Consider the following 13,019-nt stretch of genomic DNA (forward strand, 5'->3'; position numbering starts at 1 on the left):
CGACGCTTCGCCGCGTCAAGACGAGAGACTGCAACATGCTTCTGAATGCCCGCCGCCTACGCTTTTTCGCGCGCATCCTCCTGGCGCTCATCCTCCTGCTGTCCGGCCTGACGGCAGGGGCCTTTTACCTGTTGCAGCGCAACCCCGAAGCCCTTGCAGAGCATTTTATCGAAAAACTGCGCGCCAGTACAGGACTGTCCATCTCTGTGGACGCCGTCAGCGTAGCCCTTCTGCCCGTACCGGCACTGGCCGTGAGCAACGCCGCAATCACAGGCGAAAACTGGCACGTTACCGCAGCCTATGCCACCTTGCGCCCCGATTTTGCCGCGCTTCTTCAAGGGCGTTTTGAACCCCGCAATATCTCCCTCCTGCGCCCCCGCGTGGAAGGAACCGTGCCCGTGACCCTCAGCCTCGGCATGAACCTGAAGGGTCTGTTCGCCTCTGGCAGCGACGGAGCGGCGACATTGCCTGGCCGCTGCCGCCTTGCGGTGCAGCAGGGCGAACTGCGTATCCAGGGGGCCGACGACTCAAGCCTCGTCATCGAGGGCGTGCAGTGCGACCTCGAAGCCAAACCGGGCGACAACATAACGGGCACCCTTTCATGGGCCGCCGCCACACTTGTGCCCACCGACGGCCAGCCCATGCGCCTGGACAGCCTGAATGTGGACGGCAAAACCAGCCTTGTCGATCCCCTGGGCAAAAGCCCTCGCATGGCGTGCAGCGGCGTATTGCACCTCCCGGACTGGCTGCCCGAACTGAAATTTTCTTTCAACCTGACGCCCGACATCATCCCCGGCAAACAGGGCCTCAACCTTGTGGCCGACCTTGGCGGATCCATCTCCAAGGATGGGGCAAGCATTCCCTTCACGTTCGCGGGCGGCGCAGCATGGCGGCACGCCGACCCGCAGGCGGTCAGCCTGAACAAGCTGCAACTGACCCTTGGGCCGGACAGTGTGAGCTTTGACGGCACAGTGCAGCTTGAAGGCCCCACTGGCCCCGCCCTTGGAGGCAGCCTGCAACTGCACCGCGCAAGCCTCACGCGCTGGCTGGGTTTTGCCCGCAATCTGGCCCCCGGACTGCAACTGTCCCTGGACGACCTTTCTGGCGGGCTGCTTGTTTTTGACATGGACGCGGCAGGGCTGCGCGTACCGCACATTGAAGTGACGGCGGCAGGCGCCAGGTTTACAGGATCGGGCGGCGTGGCCGACTGGCACAAGCCCGAAGTGGCCCTGGACATGACCACCGAGAACGTCAATCTTGGGCGCGCCATCCCCGAAGCTGTGGGCGACACGCCCGAAGAGCCCAAATTCGATTACGGGCCGCTCACGCCCATGCCGGGCGGGCCCGTCATTCCCGGCGAAATCGGCGTGGATTACAACATCCGCCTGGCCGCCAAAAAAGTGGACTACGGCCCCATCGTCATCAATGACGCTCTTGTGGTTATCCGGCAAGGGTTGATCGACGCCCAAAGCCGCCTTGAAGACACCCTGCTGCTTGTGGAAGGCAAGCTTTACGGCGGCAGCATCAAGGGCGAGACCATCCTTGGCGGCGACACAAGCACGCCCTACTCCATACGCCTGCGGGCGCGCGACGTGAATGGCGAAAACCTGGGTAAAGACCTCAAGGTCATGCCCGTGGGAGGCGGCCGCCTGCGCGCCGATGTGGACATCATGAGCCAGGGGCGCAACCTGGACATTTTTTTGAGCAAGTTGCGCGGCAGCATCACCACAAGGGCGGAAAACGGCTTTCTGCGCGCGCCGCCCCGTATCAGCGGCGGCAAAAAAACCACGTTCGCCTTTGCCTCTCTGGACATTGGCCTCAAGATGCGCACTGCGGCCTGGGACGGCCAGAAGCTCGGCCTTGAGGGGCAATGGAACGCGGCCATGGCCGCCGCCGGGCTGGACATGGCCACCGACATCAACGGCAGGCTGTGGTTCAGCGGCGACGGGGCCGATGGCGGGCAGATGGACTTCACCAGTCTGCCCGGCTCGTTTTCGCTGCGCATGGACGCAGAGCGCTCCTTCAACCCCGAAGGGGTACACGTACAGGCTTCGGGCCGCTTCACCGGCCAGTCGGCCCGCAATGAATTTTCGGTGTCCGAAGGACACTTCAGCGCGCTGGGCGTGGAGGCCCACGGCCAGGCCAGCTTTACCGCCGCTTCGGAGGGGGTTTCGTGGCAGGGCAAGGTGTCTGCGTACAGCCCCGACATGGCCCACACCCTGCGCCTGGCGGGCCTTGGCAAGATTACCATGCCCAAGGGCTTTAGCAGCGTTGAAATGGACACCCGCTTCAGGGGCGACCCCAATTCTCTTTCTTTGCGCGAAATCCGGGCCAAACTGGACCAGAGCACCGTCACCGGCACACTGAACCTTGACTGGCGCGACCAGCTCAGCCTCAACTTCAAGCTCACCGCCGACCAGTTTGACCTTGACCGCTACATGAAGACCAATGAGGAAAAATCCGGCGAGTCAGGGAACAAACCGTGGGATTTCCGCTTTATGCGCAACTTCCGCGCCTCTGGCGAATTTGGCGTCAACAAGCTCACCGCCATGCGCTTCACAGTGCAAAACCTGCGCACCAAGTACAAACTTGAAAACGGCAAGCTCACGTCCGACTCCATTACCGGCCAGTTTTACGGCGCGCCCATCGTCAGCAGGGCTTCCATCAACTTCACGAGGGGCCTCAGCTTCGCCAATACCCTCATCATCAACGACTTTGACCTGACGGCCGCCAGCGATGCCAGGGGTGGCGCAGCCGCACTCAGCGGCAGGGGCTCCATCCACTCGGAGGTGCATGCCAACCTCACCGGGCCGGATCAGTTGCCCGCCCTGCTCAACGGCAAATGGCGCGTCGAGGTGCTCAGCGGCTCCTACCAGCAGAGAACCCCGGAGGGCAAGCTCAAGGGCAAACCCACAATGATTACCGCTTCGGGCGCGTCAGGGAGCATTACCAATGGCGTGGCGCGCAGTAGTGATTTTTATCTCAAGGGGCCGGGGCTGCAGGTCGGCGGCGGCGGCTGGATCAACTTCAACAGCGAGACCCTGGATTGCAATTTCAACGTCAGCATGAAGAACGTCCCTGACTTTCCCTTGCGCCTTTACGGCGGCCTGAGCAACACAAAAACCTCCATTGGCGCGGGCACATTTATCCTGAACACTCTTGGCGACATTACCAAGGGATTTGTGGATGTGCTCGGCGGTATTGTCGAAGGCACATGGAAACTCTTTCGCTGATAAATAAGCTGGTTCGGGTACAGAGCTTCAACGCTCTGTCGACTATTCTTCCTGTCTCCCGTTGACAGGGGCGGCCTTAGGGGCTAGGCTCATTGCGTGTTCTTTTTTGCACAACCAAAATTGCGGTTCCGCCAAGGAGAGAAACGGTGAATATTCTGATTTTCGGACCCAACGGCAGCGGCAAAGGCACCCAGGGCGACCTTATCAAGCAGAAGTATAACCTCGCCCACATCGAATCCGGCGCCATATTCCGTGAACACATCGGCGGCGGTACTGAACTGGGTAAAAAAGCCAAGGCCTATATTGACCGTGGCGACCTCGTGCCTGACGACATCACCATTCCCATGGTGCTTGAAACCCTGAAGAGCAAGGGGCAGCACGGCTGGCTGCTGGACGGCTTCCCGCGCAACATGGTGCAGGCCGAAAAACTGTGGGACGCCCTCAAGAAAGAAGGTATCCTTCTGGATTACGTGGTGGAAATCCTGCTGCCGCGCGAAGTTGCCAAAAACCGCATCATGGGCCGCCGTCTGTGCAAAAACAACAACAACCACCCCAACAACATCTTCATTGAGGCCATCAAGCCCAATGGCGACGTGTGCCGCGTCTGTGGCGGCGCTCTCTCCAGCCGTTCCGACGACCAGGACGAGACTGCCATCAACAAGCGCCACGACATTTACTACAATACCACTGACGGCACCCTGGCCGCCGCGTATTTCTTCAAGGATCTTGCCGCTCAGGGCAAGACCAAATACATTGAACTAAACGGCGAAGGCAGCATCGACTCCATCAAGGAAACCCTGTTGTCCAAACTGGCCTAGACCAGCGGAGGTCTTTTATCGCAGTCCGGGAGCCACAACGGATGCGTTTCGGCAGTGCGGATGAGTTTCGGGCAGCGCGGTTGCCGCAGCCACCCAAACCCTGACCGCCCTTATGGATAAAAGACCATATTCCCGTTGACGCCCTACCCGTTCCCACAGGAAACACCGGCCGCAACACCGGGAAAGGGGCTCCAGCCGCAAGGCAGGAGCCCCTTTTTGCGTGGCCCGCATAAAAGTTCACGCTGAGAGTACTCTGACGCCTGCGGGAACCGTCGCTTGCCGTGAAGGCCCAAATGCAGCGTATCTGTGCCGTCGCGAGGCAAAATGGCGGGTCGGTTTCAGAGTCATTTGCCTGAAAAAGCGCTTTCAGCCGAATCCACGCACATTGTGGCGCGCTGCACTCACAGAATGCGGCAGCTCTGTTGACCATGTTCAAAGATAAAATGTTCTGACATGCAATAAAGGTTTTGACAGCGTCGTCACGAGATGAATTTCCTGTTATATCAAGGAGAACGAGCCTTTTATGCAGGGAGTATACTCTGATGGTACTCGACCGGAATAAAAGGCGAAGTTCGACGCAGAAATACCAGGAAAGGCACTCGTGACGACGCTGTCCGTCCAAGACGAAGGCTCACGGGCATACTTGCCCCCAAGCCCAAGCTGCGCTACTACTCGGCCATGAGCAATTCACAAAACACCAATGGCTTTGCCAAAAGCGCGTCCATGCTGCTGGACGACGTGCTCGGTCTGCCCGATGCGGCGCAGGCCGACAGCACTGTGGATGTGGCCTTTGTCCGCCCTGAGGCCCGTCAGCTTTACGCCCAGGACGGCGACGATTTTTTTGCCCCTGCCACCAGCAGTTCCGCAGGCTTTGACCTGCGCGCCTGCCTCACTGGCGACAAAGGGGCGGAAGCGGTTATTGCCCCCGGCCAGCGCCTCAAGATCGGCACGGGCATTGCCGTGCAGCCCCGCGCAGCGGGCATTGCGGGCTTTGTTTACTCCCGCAGCGGCCTTGGCGCGCGCGACGGTCTGACCGTGGCTCAGGGCGTGGGCGTCATCGACCCCGACTATACGGGGGAAATTCTGGTGGTTCTTCTGAACACCTCCGGGCAGGAACGCCGCATCGCCAATGGCGAACGCATTGCCCAGCTCATCTTTCAGCCCTTTATGCGACCACGCTGGCACGAAGTGCAGGAACTGGCTCCCACCGAGCGCGGTTCCGGCGGCTTCGGCCACACAGGGCGCTGAACACGCAGTACCGAAACACCGGTACATCACCTCAACACCATAGGTTCATCGAGAAAAGGAGTCCGTCCATGTCACAAGCCTTTGCTGCCGTCAAAGCCGGGGAAGAAAGCCTGCTCTGCCGTTCTTACAGCCGTTATCCCGTGGCTGTGGTCCGAGGCAAAGGCGCGCGATTGTGGGATGTTGACGGCAAGGAATATGTGGACCTGCTGGCGGGCATCGCCGTTACCGCGCTTGGTCATTGCAACGACGAGGTCAACGCGGCCCTGACCGCCCAGGCTGAAAAACTCTGGCACGTGAGCAATCTTTTTTACCAGAACGAACAGCTTGAACTGGCCCGCGTGCTGCTGTCCACAAGCCACCACAACAAGGCTTTTTTCTGCAACTCCGGCGCGGAGGCCAACGAAGCGTGCATCAAGCTGGCCCGTCGCTACATGCGCAAGATCAAGCAGCGCGACGCCTATGAAATCATCACGCTTGACGGCTGCTTTCACGGGCGTACCCTCGGCGCTCTGGCCGCCACTGGGCGCGAAAACCTCAGCGACGGCTTCACGCCGTTGCCCGAAGGATTCAAACAGGTTCCGGCCTGTGACCTTGAGGCCATGAAGGCAGCCATCACTCCCGCCACTGCCGCCGTGCTGGTGGAAGTGGTGCAGGGCGAGGGCGGCGTGGTGCCGCTGTGCGGCGACTATCTGCGCCAGCTTGAAGCATTGTGCCGCGAGCGGGACGTTCTCTTCATGTGTGACGAAGTGCAGGCAGGGCTGTGCCGCACGGGCAAATTCTGGGCTTTCCAGAATTACGGGCTGACGCCCGACGCCATCTGCATCGCCAAATCCCTGGCCAACGGCCTGCCCATGGGGGCCCTACTGGCAACCGATGCTGTGGCCTGCGGCTTTGAAGCTGGCAGTCATGCCACCACCTTTGGCGGCGGCGCGCTGGTTTCTGGCGTGGCAACCAAGGTTGTGGAAATACTGCTGCGCGACAATCTGGCTGACAATGCCGCCAATCTGGGCGCGCATGTAAAGCGTGAGATGGCCGCCATGCAGGATCGCCTGCCCGGCAAAATCAAGGAAGTACGCGGCATGGGCCTCATGATCGGCATTGAGCTTGCCGTGGACGGCAAAGCGGTGTGGGAAGAACTGCTGCGCCGGGGCTACATCTGCAATCTGAGCCACGGCGTGACCCTGCGCCTTCTGCCTGCCCTGAATATCGACAAGGCTGATCTTGATTCCTTCATGCAGACCCTTGAAGACATCCTGAGCGGTCTTACCGCCTGAAAAAGCGCTTTCAGGGGCTTTACAGAAAAATAATTGTGGACTAAATAGTCTGCGTAGAAAATCGATGATGATTAGTACGGCAACCCCGCTCCGGCGGGGTTGCCGCTTACTTTGACAAGGAGACGCCATGGACGTTTTTGATCAAGCTACAGAACTGGAGCGCCTGGATCGGGAATCCGCTCTCATGCGTGCCCGTGCCGCCATTGACCGCGGTGGCCCGGAAATGATTGACGGAGTAGCCTGTTGCCGTGATTGCGGCGAACCCATCCCCCTGAAACGCCTTGAGGCCCTTCCCGGCGTCGGCCTGTGCCGCGCCTGCCAGGAAGAACGCGAAAACGGCGACTAGCCGCCCCTCCCCGACATTTGCCACAGGGCCTGCCCGGCCCCGTTGCCCTTTTTTCGGCTACCGCCTGGTCTTGATGCTCGCCCTTTTTCCGGCGGCCATGGGGCCGGACATCTGGCCGCACCCTATTGCTGCGTCTGGCATATGAAATGCTTTGTGGGGGAGGGACCCTTTTGCAAAAGGGTCCCCTCCCCCACACCCCCTCCCCCTAAAACTTTTATTAGGGGCTAGGATGATTACAGGAATGGCCTGTGTTTTGGCGGGCGTTCCACTACACGAGTTGGGCTTCCCCATTTTGACGCCCACACCTTTGCAATTCTACCCCTTACGGCACGCGCCATTGGCCCCCAGGGGCCGCCCCGACGCAAAAATGCAAGAGCCCCGGCCAACTGGCCGGGGCTCTTGCATAACTTTTGGCAACAGGCTGCCTAGTTCCAGATAAAGTGCAGCAGCCAGTAAGACACAAAGCCAACGACGCCCGCCGCTGGCAGGGTCAACACCCAGGCCGTGAGCAGGCTTCCGGCCACGTTCCAGCGTACGGCCGAAAGCCGCTTGGTGGAGCCCACGCCAAAGATGCAGGCCGTGATGGTATGTGTGGTGCTCACAGGCGCGCCCATCATCGAGGCTCCGGTAATGACCAGAGATGCCGACGTTTCAGCGGCAAAACCGTGTACCGGCTCCAGCTTGAAAATACGGTGCCCCATGGTCTTCACGATTTTCCAGCCGCCCACAGCCGTGCCCATGGCCATGGCTCCGGCGCAGGACAGCTTGACCCACAAAGGCACTTCAACCGCGTCGATCTTGCCGAAAATGAGCAGCGCCAGGGTAATGATGCCCATGGTTTTCTGCGCGTCGTTCAAGCCGTGACTGGTGGCCATAAAGGCCGCAGATACCAGCTGCAAGCGCCTGAAAGCCCCGTTGACCTTTCGCCTGGGCATGCGTGAGCACAGCCAGTAAATGATCCACATGATCAGATAGCCCATAAAAAAACCCGCCAATGGCGAAGCCACCAGCGGGATAAGCACCTTGTCGATAATCCCCTTGCCGTTGAGCGCGTCAAACCCGGCGTCAGCCACAGCCGCGCCGATAAGCCCGCCGATGAGCGCGTGTGACGAGGACGAAGGAATGCCAAAATACCACGTTATGCAGTTCCAGACTATGGCCCCGACCAGGGCCGCCAGAACAAGCACATGGCTGCCCTCGACAACCTGAGGCAGGACTATGCCGCTGCCCAGGGTCTTGGCCACTTCCGTGCCCAGCAGCGCACCGGCCAGATTGAGCAAAGCGGCCGCTCCCACGGCAAAACGCGGCGTGACCACCTTGGTTGACACGACCGTTGCAATGGCGTTGGCGCAGTCATGCGCGCCATTGGTAAAGTCAAAGATAAGCGCCACCAGCACGATGAGCGCCAGCAGCACAGGAATATCAAACATTTTTCAGCACCGCTTCTTCAATGGTTTCCGCCAGGGCATTGACCTGCTCAAGCAAGATGCTCATGCGTTCGTAGGCCTGGCTCCATTTGAGCGTCTGCATAATCTGGGGCACGGTGATTTCCTGCTGCTCGTCCAGCAGTTCCGCCAGGCCCACGGCCAGCAACATGTCGCACTCGCCCCGCAGATTGCGGAAGGCGCGTGTTTTATGGCAGTCGCGTCTGTGGGTCAGCCCCTCAAGCATAAGACGGCTCATATCCAGCATGGCGCTTATGGTACGGGCCATCTGAAGCGCGGGAAAACGTATGCGCGTGAATTCAAAAATGTGCAGGCGGGTGCTCAGGCTGTGGAGACAGTCCATGCACTCTTCCTGCTCCTGATTGATGCGCAGGATGTCTTCACGGTCGATGGGCGTAATGAAGGTCTGCGTCAGGTCGCGGATGATCTGGCTGTGCAGCACATCCGCCTCTTCTTCCAGAAAGGCGATTTCCTTATGGATATGATCCATATTGGCCACATCGTCCAGCATTTCAACCAGCAGGCCCGCCATACGCCGCAGAAGACTGTTCTGCTCTGCCAGCATGGCGAAAAACGGTGCGGATTTAGGCAACAGCGCTGGAAACATCCTTTCTCCTTGGGATCGGTACACGCACGCATGACCTCAATGCCACGCACCATACCGGTTGACGTTCCGGCGGTTGTCCGCTTCTGGGGGACCGCCGTCTTTTGATTTGATATATGTATACTCACAGCGGGCACGTGCCAAGAGGCCACACCCGAAACAAATAAAAGTTTTAGCCAGATCCGCCTGATTTACATTCTTTTAAGCATGTTACAGACTCATTTTTTGGGAACTAAAAACTGTTTGAACACTCAACATTTTTTAACCGCCCAGAGCTCTTATATTAGCGACGCTGTCGCCAGCCGTAAGGCTTCTTCGTCTAACGGCTGCCGCTTGAAATTGTTCTGGCGGATGCGAAAGCAGACGCCGCCACAGAGGCGCAAGCGCAGCTTCAGGCAAACCCTGCGGGCAACGGCTGCCGCAAAGACAGCAATTGGTTAATAGAACGTGCAGCCTGCTGACGGCTGTCGCAAATCGCATTTTTCGGCTGAATGAAAGCCGTGAAATGCTTTTCATTTCAAAGTTGATCTGCTCTGGTGTCCCGCCTACGGCAGAACACCCTCAAACCACGCCCGCACAAGACGATTGAGCGCTTCGGGCAGAGGCCAGGGGGGATAGTCAACACAGGCGGCTCCAGGCAGCCGCAGGCCGCCGTGGTGCAAAAAAAATCCGTGCAGTTCCGTGGATGGCGCAACGCCGCCGGAATCCTGCGGCAACGCGCCCTCCCCATCCGCATACAGGGCATCGCCCCACAGCGCGTGTCCCAGCCCTGCGGCGTGCACCCGTATCTGATGGCGCGCGCCACGGCGGATGCGGCAGGCAGCCAGGGTCAGCCCCTGCGGCGGAAAAGAGATCGGGACTGCCGAATCGGGAGAAACGCCGAAAAGCAGCCGCAATTCCTCGGCATCCATTGCATCGGGATGCCAGACATGTAAAGGCCAAAAATCCGTCCAGCGGGTCTTGTCAGCCTGTGCGTCGCGCAAACGGCTTTTGCGGCGTCCGCTTACGCCCAGGGACTGCCGCGCCGTGATCGGCCCTGTAAGAACGCCCGTCAGCAAAGCCACATAGCGCTTTTCACAGTGCCCTTTAGCCTCTGCGGCCCGAAAGGCGGCAGCGGCGGCAGGCGTCAGGGCGGCGCAAAGCAGTCCTGACGTGCCGAAGTCCAGTCGTTGCAGCAGCATGAGTTCCTGGCCCTGTGGCGCCCCGTGTACGGGCTGGCCCTGTGGCGCGCTGTGTGGCGTCTGACCCTGATCCTGGCCCTGATCTTGGCCCTGATTCTGGCCCTGTGCCTGGCCCTGTAGGGGCTGGCCGCAGCCATGCCGGACGCCGTACATGACCGGCGGATACGCCTGGCCTGAAGTCCGGCCCGAAGCCCGGCCCGAAGTCTGGCCCGAAGTCTGGCCCGAAGTCCGGCAGGAGGAGGAAGGCCCGCCCCAGGCTGCCGTCAGTGCGGGGGCCAGAGCCTCCACGCTTGCCTGTGTGCTGCCCGCCAGAGCGGCGCTGTGCATGTTGGCCGGTTTGCTGAAAAAACAATATTCCCCTTGCCTGTCGAGCAGGCGAAGGCCAAGGGCGGCGGCCTGTGCGCAGGGGTCGCTGTACGGAGTGGCCGCAAGAAGTGCTGGCGTAGATTCCGGCGAGGGCGCTGTGGCGGCCTGCAGTGCCGACGACGCTGTGGCGGCCCCCGCTGTGGGCGCTGTGGCGGCCCCCGGCGCAGACGTCAGGTCGCCCTCAGGAGCAGACGTTGGCGCAGACGTTGGGGCGGACATGGGGGTGCCCTCCGGCGCGGCCTGTGCCAACGACGCTGTGGCGGTCCCCGCTGTGGACGCTGTGGCAGCCCCCGGCGTAGCTTGTGTTGGCGGCGCGGTGGCGGTCTGTGTTGTCGCCGCGTCAAGCAGACAAATCACGTCTCCCTGGCGCATACGCCGTGACGCGGCGGCGGGACGTCCATTGACCAGCACAAGGCCGCTCTCGATGCAGCGCTTGCGCCCCCGCACGCCCAGGTGGGGCAAAAGGGCCTCAAGCGCGTGGTCAAGCCGCTGGCCCGCCTGCTGCTCCACGCGCAATTCCCGCATGCGTCCATCCGTATCGGGGCTGGCGCAGTTCCGTTCAGGGCCATTCTGACCGCAAAATTGGGGTTTCACTCAGATCTCCGCAGCCTTGCCCGGCAAAAGATCAAGAAGGGCGCGGGCCGTCAGTTCCGGCTCGTGATACTGGGGATTGTTCTCGCACACGATATGCCGATCCACAATGTTGAGGCCCATGTCACTGATGGATTTGCGCACCTCTTCGCCAAGGCCGCCTTCATAGCGCCCGTGGCGGGAATCTATGAGCACATGGTGCAGCAGGCGTTCGGTTGGCGCTTCCGGCGCGTCCTCCCGCAAATGGCGCAGGATCATGGCGGCCTGGCCCGCCACGCTCAGCCCCAGCAGTTCGGCATCACTGCCGGAATTGGGAATAAATATTTTGGGGCAGTCCGCTTCGGCCACGGTGCTTCCCACCCCCTGGGGCAGCAGGTTGGCCAGCACGCTGGTGTAAAAACTGCCCATGGGATAGCAGACGGCCCCGGCCGAACTCAGATAGACGCCTGCCGCAGGCGCGAGCGGCGGACGGCATGGCGTTGCGGGCAACTCCAGGCAATCCTGCTCATTGAGCCGTTCCGGTTCGTGCACGGTAAGAAACAGCCGCCGCACAGGCCGGGGCAGCGCGCGAAAGAGGTGCTGCCCCACAAGTACCGAGCCATCGTCCAGTTCAGCCGCCAGGTGCAGGCTTTCACGGACAATGGGGCGCACCACGCCCCGCGTTTGCAGCAGACGGCTGAAAAAGGCCAGCACAGGGTCAAAGCTGCGCTTGTGGTGCAGATAGCCCCCGGCCAGCAGCAAATTGCCGAAACAGGCGCGATAGGGATCAAAATCGCCGGGCATGCGGGAGAGAAAAAAATTCAGGTGCAGGCGCAGGGCGTCGGCAAAAACTCCGGGCATGCTTTTCCAGACCCGGTGCCCTGCCCTGCCCATGCCCGCAAGCTGCCGTCTGAGAAAATCCGCCGAGGCTTTTTTGCCCGAGCAGGAAGGCGCTGCGCCCAAAATGGACGCCACGTTTTCGGGCAGGTCATCACCTTCGGCCGGGAGGCGGCAGGCGCAGAAATCCAGCACAGCGGCAGGTACCACAGCGCTGTCGGCCAGGGCCAGCAGCCGGTTGCGGATATCGCCCACAGCGGGCATGGCGAAGGCCCGACGCAACACCGCCGAACTGCCGCCGGAATCAAAGGTGGTGATCAGATGGACGGAATTGTGCGTATGGCGGGTCAGCTCCCGGCTGAGGCCGCGCAGGGCCGTGCCGCCAGTAAAAAACGTCAGGCGCGGCCCCAGGGCCGGAAAATCTGTCAGCGTCGGAGCGCCGTTCACGCACCGCCCCCGCTGGCCCCCACAGGCCAGGTTACGGGCCGCGTGGTGGGGATGAGCCCCAACTCGCACATGCGCATGAAAATGAGCCTGCCGATCCAGGCATCGGTGGCGGCATAGGCGATTTGCTTGGCGCTGAGTTCAGGCAGGCTCCAGTTGGAGCACTGGGACCCCTTGGAAATCCGCCAGCCAAAAAAATTGGCCGTCAGGCTGCGCAGCCCCTGGCTGGGCAGTTTGTGCGCCCTGGCCACGCCGCCCAGATCAACCAGCCCTGCCGGTTCAAAATCGTGCAGCTTGGCCAGATCACGCATGTCATCCCTGATGCCCACACCGGCTTTGACCTGCGCCGGGTTTGCCAGCAAGGCTGCCAGATCTGGGCCAAAGGGCATCCAGGCCAGCTGTATCAGGTACACGGCCTGCGCCGTGGCCAACTGGATCAGCGCCGGAGCGTTGCGCCGTCCCTTGCGAAAGGAAGGCCGCGTTTCCGTATCAAAGCCCAAAACGCTTTCTTCCCGCAAATGAGGCAGCGCGCATTGCCAGTCTTCTTCGCTGCGCACCACATGCACATGCCCCTCAAAATGACACAGGGGCAGAGCGTTCACTTCCTCACTGCTCAGACGGCGACGTAATACATCCATATCCATAGGTTGTTT

Annotated in this window: 10 protein-coding genes; 5 read left to right on the forward strand and 5 right to left on the reverse strand. The window is 60.9% G+C overall.

Annotated elements, in window-relative coordinates:
* Positions 1 to 35: 35 nt before the first annotated feature.
* The 5 genes from RBR41_RS12190 (at position 36) to RBR41_RS12210 (ending at position 6,919) form a co-directional block, all read left to right on the forward strand.
* Positions 36 to 3,233 carry an AsmA-like C-terminal region-containing protein gene (locus RBR41_RS12190; protein ID WP_320352895.1) on the forward strand — a complete coding sequence of 1,066 codons (3,198 nt, stop codon included), beginning with the start codon at positions 36 to 38 and terminating at the stop codon, positions 3,231 to 3,233.
* Positions 3,234 to 3,379: 146 nt separating this feature from the next.
* On the forward strand, positions 3,380 to 4,051 hold the full coding sequence (locus RBR41_RS12195) for an adenylate kinase (protein ID WP_320352896.1): 672 nt from the start codon (positions 3,380 to 3,382) through the stop codon (positions 4,049 to 4,051).
* Between the two features lie 723 nt (positions 4,052 to 4,774).
* On the forward strand, positions 4,775 to 5,299 hold the full coding sequence (gene dut, locus RBR41_RS12200; RefSeq protein ID WP_320352920.1) for a dUTP diphosphatase: 525 nt from the start codon (positions 4,775 to 4,777) through the stop codon (positions 5,297 to 5,299).
* Between the two features lie 68 nt (positions 5,300 to 5,367).
* Positions 5,368 to 6,573, forward strand: coding sequence for an aspartate aminotransferase family protein (locus RBR41_RS12205; RefSeq protein ID WP_320352897.1), 1,206 nt, complete (start codon positions 5,368 to 5,370; stop codon positions 6,571 to 6,573).
* A 127-nt stretch (positions 6,574 to 6,700) separates the two neighbouring features.
* Entirely contained in the window at positions 6,701 to 6,919 is a 219-nt protein-coding gene (locus tag RBR41_RS12210; RefSeq protein WP_320352898.1) for a TraR/DksA family transcriptional regulator, read from the forward strand.
* Positions 6,920 to 7,344: 425 nt separating this feature from the next.
* Here the strand turns inward: RBR41_RS12210 and RBR41_RS12215 are convergent, their stop codons facing one another.
* The 5 genes from RBR41_RS12215 to RBR41_RS12235 form a co-directional block, all read right to left on the reverse strand.
* Positions 7,345 to 8,349, reverse strand: a complete 1,005-nt coding sequence (locus RBR41_RS12215) for an anion permease (RefSeq protein ID WP_320352899.1) — start codon at positions 8,347 to 8,349, stop codon at positions 7,345 to 7,347.
* Positions 8,342 to 8,971 carry a DUF47 domain-containing protein gene (locus RBR41_RS12220; RefSeq protein WP_320352900.1) on the reverse strand — a complete coding sequence of 210 codons (630 nt, stop codon included), beginning with the start codon at positions 8,969 to 8,971 and terminating at the stop codon, positions 8,342 to 8,344. Before RBR41_RS12220 ends, RBR41_RS12215 begins: the two co-directional genes overlap by 8 nt.
* A 542-nt stretch (positions 8,972 to 9,513) precedes the next feature.
* Positions 9,514 to 11,109: a pseudouridine synthase gene (locus RBR41_RS12225; protein ID WP_320352901.1), complete on the reverse strand. Its 1,596-nt coding sequence runs from the start codon at positions 11,107 to 11,109 to the stop codon at positions 9,514 to 9,516.
* Positions 11,110 to 12,369: a 2-phospho-L-lactate transferase CofD family protein gene (locus tag RBR41_RS12230; protein WP_320352902.1), complete on the reverse strand. Its 1,260-nt coding sequence runs from the start codon at positions 12,367 to 12,369 to the stop codon at positions 11,110 to 11,112. It abuts the gene before it with no gap.
* Positions 12,366 to 13,010, reverse strand: a complete 645-nt coding sequence (locus RBR41_RS12235; protein WP_320352903.1) for a 3'-5' exonuclease — start codon at positions 13,008 to 13,010, stop codon at positions 12,366 to 12,368. Before RBR41_RS12235 ends, RBR41_RS12230 begins: the two co-directional genes overlap by 4 nt.
* Between the last annotated feature and the right edge of the window lie 9 nt (positions 13,011 to 13,019).

The organism is Desulfovibrio sp., from assembly GCF_034006445.1.
Classification (GTDB): Bacteria; Desulfobacterota; Desulfovibrionia; order Desulfovibrionales; family Desulfovibrionaceae; genus Desulfovibrio.

Bases quoted from the DNA above. Each gene is read 5' to 3' on its own strand.
- RBR41_RS12220 (WP_320352900.1), bottom strand. From the start codon at position 8,971: ATGTTTCCAGCGCTGTTGCCTAAATCCGCACCGTTTTTCGCCATGCTG.
- RBR41_RS12190 (WP_320352895.1), top strand. From the start codon at position 36: ATGCTTCTGAATGCCCGCCGCCTACGCTTTTTCGCGCGCATCCTCCTG.
- RBR41_RS12235 (WP_320352903.1), bottom strand. From the start codon at position 13,010: ATGGATATGGATGTATTACGTCGCCGTCTGAGCAGTGAGGAAGTGAAC.
- RBR41_RS12215 (WP_320352899.1), bottom strand. From the start codon at position 8,349: ATGTTTGATATTCCTGTGCTGCTGGCGCTCATCGTGCTGGTGGCGCTT.
- RBR41_RS12205 (WP_320352897.1), top strand. From the start codon at position 5,368: ATGTCACAAGCCTTTGCTGCCGTCAAAGCCGGGGAAGAAAGCCTGCTC.
- RBR41_RS12210 (WP_320352898.1), top strand. From the start codon at position 6,701: ATGGACGTTTTTGATCAAGCTACAGAACTGGAGCGCCTGGATCGGGAA.
- dut (WP_320352920.1), top strand. From the start codon at position 4,775: ATGCTGCTGGACGACGTGCTCGGTCTGCCCGATGCGGCGCAGGCCGAC.